This window comes from Xenophilus sp. (assembly GCF_044462705.1).
GTDB classification, from domain to species: Bacteria; Pseudomonadota; Gammaproteobacteria; order Burkholderiales; family Burkholderiaceae_C; genus Xenophilus; species Xenophilus azovorans.
The window spans coordinates 1-2,459 of sequence record NZ_JBIQNC010000355.1 but is presented as its reverse complement, the minus strand read 5'-3'; the positions used below and the strand labels follow the sequence as shown (position 1 = coordinate 2,459).

Here is a 2,459-nt window from a genome sequence, read left to right as displayed (position 1 = left end):
TTGACGTTCGTCACGCTGTAGATGGCGAAACTCGGCGCCTTCGGAATCTTGATGAGCGCCACGTCCTCCGGACGATGTGCGCGCGCCGAGAACTCATCCACGAAAGCCACGCCCGCGCCGCTGGCGGCCATGGCGCAGGCGGCGTAGCCCGAACGGACTTCGACGGCCACCTGGCGGGCGATGCCGTGCTTTGCGAGCCATGCGTCGATGACCGCGCTCTGCGGCGCCTCGGGGCTGTAGACGATGAGGCGTTGCCGCAATGCCGATGCCAGGTTGAACTTCCGGGCAGCCGCCAGCGGATGCCCTTTCGGGACCGCACAGAGCAGGCGCCAGCGTCCGATTTCGCGAACATCGAGCACCGGATGATCGAGCGGCGCGCTGGAGATGGCCACGTCGGCCTCCTCCGCCACCAGCGTCTGGACGATGTCCCGGGTGGGCAGCGATTCGAAGAACACCTTGGAATGCGCGAATCGCTGCAGCAGCCGGGCGGTGGCGCGCGGCACCAGCTGCAGGCCGGTGTTGGCGCTGGACAGCACCCGCAGCGTGCCGTGGTCGCCGAAGCGCAGGTGCGAGGCCACGTTCTGCACGTGCTGCACGCCCCGGTAGACCTTCTCGACCTCCGCCTGAAGGGTGTGCGCCTCCGGCGTGGGAATCAGGCGCGCGTTGCGCCGCTCGAAGAGCGAGACGCCCAGCTGGATCTCCAGATGCCTGATCAGCCGGCTGATGCCGGGCTGGGAGACGTGCAGAAGGCGGGCGGCGTTGGTGGTCGATCCGGTCGACATGACCGCGCGGAACACTTCGATCTGTCGAAGATTCATGGGCAAGCGTCCGTGGAAACCCTATTCGAGAACATGCTGTTATAGCCTGTTCCGGCATTGATATTGGACCTGCCCACGGCGCGTTCCTAGCATCCGTGTCCACGTCGTCATCGCTTTGGCGGCCTCTCTCGCAAGGCTTGCACGCGCGGCGCCTGCCTCGCGCGAAGCACCTCGGGCTTTTCACCACCAGAGACATTCCATGCATTCCACACTTCGCCCTCTGCTCAACGTCCTTCTGTTTGCCGGCGCGGCCCTCGCGGCCTCCTTCGCGCAGGCACAGGACTATCCCAACAAGCCGGTCACCCTGGTCGTCGGCTTCGCGCCCGGCGGGTCGGCCGACATCATGGCGCGCCTGCTCGCGCAGAAGCTCGGTGATTCGCTCGGCCAGCCCGTGGTCGTGGACAACAAGCCCGGCGCCGGGGCGACGATCGCGACAGCGGCCGTGGCCGCGTCCAGACCCGACGGCTACACGCTGCTCCTCGTCACGAGCGGGCATGCGGGAAGCGGGGCGTTGTATTCCAGGCTCGGCTACGACCCGCTGAAGAGCTTCGAACCCGTGGCCAAGGTGGGTGCCTCGCCGATCGTGATCGTCGCTCCGGCCGCAGGGCCGTTCAGAACGCTCAAGGACGTGATCGACGCAGCGCGCAGGAGCCCGGGCAAGCTCAACTACGCGGCGGGCGGCGGCGGCGCGACCACCACCAGCCTGGCGGCCGAGTTCCTCAAGAGCGACGCGAAGATCGACATGGTCATGGTGCCGTACAAGGGATCGGGCCCGGCCCTCACCGCGCTGCTGTCCGGCGAGGTGGACCTGGGCTTCGACATTCCGTCCAGCGCGCTGCCGCACATCAAGTCCGGCAAGCTGCGGCCCGTCGCCGTGACGACCCGGACGCGCTCCAGCGTGCTGCCCGAGGTGCCTACCGTGGCCGAACAGGGCATCCCCGGCTTCGAGGTCACGGGCTGGTTCGGCGTCCTCGCGCCTGCCGGCACGCCCTCCGCGATCGTCGCCCGCCTCAATAAGGACATCAACGCCTTGCTGAACGAGCCAGACACGAAGTCGAGGCTGCAGGACCTGGGTGTCGAGGTCGGCACGGGCAGCCCGGCGGACTTCGGCAGGCTGATCGCCGGCGACACCCGCCGCTATGGCGACGCCATCCGCAAGCTGGGCATCAAGGTGGATTGAGTCGGTACATGACGGTCAAGGAACTGGCGGCGGATGTCGCGATCGTCGGCGGCGGCCTGGGCGGCATCTCGGCGGCCCTGGCGGCGGCCCGGCTGGGCGCACGGGTCGTCCTGGCGGAGGAACTGGATTGGCTGGGCGGCCAGTTGACGGCGCAGGGCGTGCCGCCGGACGAGCATCCGTGGATCGAGGCCCTCGCGGCCTCGCAGAGCTACGCCGACTTCCGGCAGGCGATCCGTGCCTACTACCGGAAGAACCTCCCGCTCACGGACGAGGCCCGGTCGCGTGTGCGGCTCAATCCCGGCCTGGGCAACGTGAGCACGCTGTGCCACGAACCCTGGGTGGCGGCGAAAGTCATCGACGAACTGCTGGCACCCTTCGTCGCCGCCGGCAGGCTCACCGTGCTGCGACGCCATCGCACGGTGAAGGCCGAGACCCATGCCGACACCGTGCGCGCCGTGCAC

The 2,459-nt window shown here is 68.4% G+C and carries 3 protein-coding genes; 2 read left to right on the top strand and 1 reads right to left on the bottom strand.

Annotated features, from left to right (window positions below; translation table 11 throughout):
* Positions 1-818 (bottom strand): LysR family transcriptional regulator (locus tag ACIY1X_RS26070; RefSeq protein WP_399686481.1); only part of this gene is annotated, 818 nt, incomplete at its 3' end.
* Between the two features lie 199 nt (positions 819-1,017).
* On the opposite strand from ACIY1X_RS26070, the gene ACIY1X_RS26065 reads away from it, so the two are divergent.
* Both ACIY1X_RS26065 and ACIY1X_RS26060 read left to right on the top strand, forming a co-directional pair.
* Positions 1,018-1,998, top strand: coding sequence for a tripartite tricarboxylate transporter substrate binding protein (locus ACIY1X_RS26065; protein WP_399686480.1), 981 nt, complete (start codon positions 1,018-1,020; stop codon positions 1,996-1,998).
* Positions 1,999-2,006: 8 nt separating this feature from the next.
* A partial coding sequence (locus tag ACIY1X_RS26060) for an FAD-dependent oxidoreductase (RefSeq protein WP_399686477.1) occupies positions 2,007-2,459 on the top strand: 453 nt, incomplete at its 3' end.